This window comes from Martelella sp., assembly GCF_984369615.1.
Window position 1 is genome coordinate 1 of sequence record NZ_CFHTCS010000521.1, and the last position, 2,277, is coordinate 2,277.

Sequence of the window (2,277 nt, forward strand, 5' to 3'; positions counted from 1 at the left end):
CGCATATCGATGTCATGCGTGCCCTGCCGCTGATGGGCTGGCAGCTTCATGTCCTGGGCAATCGCAGCCGTATCGTGTCCGCGCAGTCCGCGGCAATCGGCTTTTCGCTGCTGATCTTTCTGCTTGTCGGGGTAATCGTTTTTTTCGTGATCGGCCGGATCGAGGATCGTGTCCTGCTCCGGCGGCGAGAGCGGGCCGCGGCCCTGCGTCTCGAACGCGCCGTGCGCGACCGGACGAAGGAGCTCAGCCGGGCAAACCGCAACCTGTCGCACGAAATCGAGGAGCGGATCGAGGCAGAACGGGAACTGAAACGCGTTCAGCACGAACTGATACAGGCTGCCAAGCTCGCCGGCGTCGGCCAGATGGCGGCGGCACTCAGTCACGAGATCAACCAGCCGCTGGCCGCGATCGAGACCTATGCAGGCAATACCCGGAAAGCGCTGGCGCTGGGCAGGCAGGAGCTCGCCGCCGGCAATCTGGACCGCATTACGGCCATGGTCGCCCGCATCTCCGAGCTTTCGGGCACACTGTTGTCGTTTTCGCGCAAGCCCGAGACAAAGCTGCAGCCCGTGGCGGTGCAGGCAGCGCTGCACGAGGCGCTGATCCTGATCCGGCCGAAAGCGGAACGGGCCGGGGTCGCAATCGCTGTCGATCCGGCGCTTGATGGCGTGATGGTGGAGGCCGGGCGCATCCGGCTGTCGCAGGTGTTCGTCAACCTCTTCGGCAATGCGATCGACGCGCTTGCGGGGCGGGCTGACGGGCGGATTGCCGTGGAGCTGAAAAGCGCCGGCGACGAGGTCTGTCTGCATGTCCGCGACAACGGGCCGGGGATCGCGCCGGAACTGGCGGGCGAGGTGTTCGAGCCGTTCTTCACCACCCGCACCGGACAGGGGAGCGGCCTGGGACTATCTATCGTCTATAACATCATGCAGGATTTCGGTGGCAGTGTTACGCTTTTGCGGGCCGAGGGCGGCGCGGTCTTCGAATTGCGGCTGAAGGCGGCGCAAGCGGATTAGGGAGATTTCGACAGGTCATGGCAATGCAAACGGCAACACCGCTCGTTCATCTGGTCGATGATGACGATGATCTTCGCCACGCGCTGGCGCAGGGGCTGGAGCTCGAGGGCGTCAATGTCGCCGTGCATGACAGTGCCGCACCCGCGCTGGAGCGCATTACCCATGAGGCCTATGCCGTGCTCGTTACCGATATCCGCATGCCGGGCATGGACGGCATGGCGCTCCTGAAATCGACGCTTTCGATCGATCCGACCTTTCCGGTGATCCTGATTACCGGGCATGGCGATGTGCAGATGGCCGTCGATGCGATGCGGGCGGGCGCTTATGATTTCATCGAGAAGCCATTCCAGGCCTCCCGCCTCTACACCGTCATCGACCGCGCGCTGGAAAAACGGCGGCTTGTTCTGGAAAACCGGACGCTACGCTCGGAACTCGACGGCCATGACGCGCTGTCGCTCCGGCTGGTGGGGCGGACGGAGGGGATCGTCAGGCTGCGCGAGCAGATTGCCATGCTTGCCGACACCGATGTCGATGTGCTGGTGCGCGGCGAAACCGGCGCCGGCAAGGAAGTCGTCGCCCGCGCACTGCACGAAACCGGCGCGAGAGCGAAAGGCAATTTCGTTGCGATCAATTGCGCGGCCGTGCCGGCCGATATGATCGAGGCGGAGCTCTTCGGCCATGAGGTGGGCGCTTTCACCGGCGCGAGCAAACAGCGGATCGGCAAGCTCGAACATGCCGATGGCGGCACCGTGTTTCTGGACGAGATCGAGTCCATGCCGCTCGACCTTCAGGCCAAGATCCTGCGCGCCATCGAAACCCGGACCGTCGAGCGGCTTGGCTCCAACAAGCAGATCGCGCTCGATATCCGGATCGTCGCGGCGTCGAAATCGGATCTCAAGCTGGAAAGCGATGCCGGGCGTTTCCGGGCCGATCTTTATTACCGGCTGAATGTCGTCACCCTCGATATCCCGTCGCTTCGGGAGCGCAGGGACGACATTCCGCTGCTGTTCTTCTTTCTGGCGCGGGATGCGCGGGCGCGGTTTCGCCGGGAGATACCGGAGATCTCGCCGCTGCTGCAGGCCGGGCTGATGGCGCATGACTGGCCCGGCAATGTCCGCGAACTGAGAAACTATGCCGACCGTTTCGTGCTTGGCCTCTGGCGCGGGTTCGACAATAGCGAACAGAACGAAGCCGCGATGACGCCTTCGGCAGGCCTGCCGCTTGCCGACCAGATGCAGGCTTTCGAGCGACAGGTGATCGC

Annotated in this window: 2 protein-coding genes; both read left to right on the forward strand. The window is 63.8% G+C overall.

The window, feature by feature from the left end:
• On the forward strand, positions 1 to 1,016 hold a 1,016-nt coding region (locus AC5DC2_RS23175; RefSeq protein WP_491700190.1), incomplete at its 5' end, for a sensor histidine kinase.
• Positions 1,017 to 1,033: 17 nt separating this feature from the next.
• A partial coding sequence (locus AC5DC2_RS23180; protein WP_491700191.1) for a sigma-54-dependent transcriptional regulator occupies positions 1,034 to 2,277 on the forward strand: 1,244 nt, incomplete at its 3' end.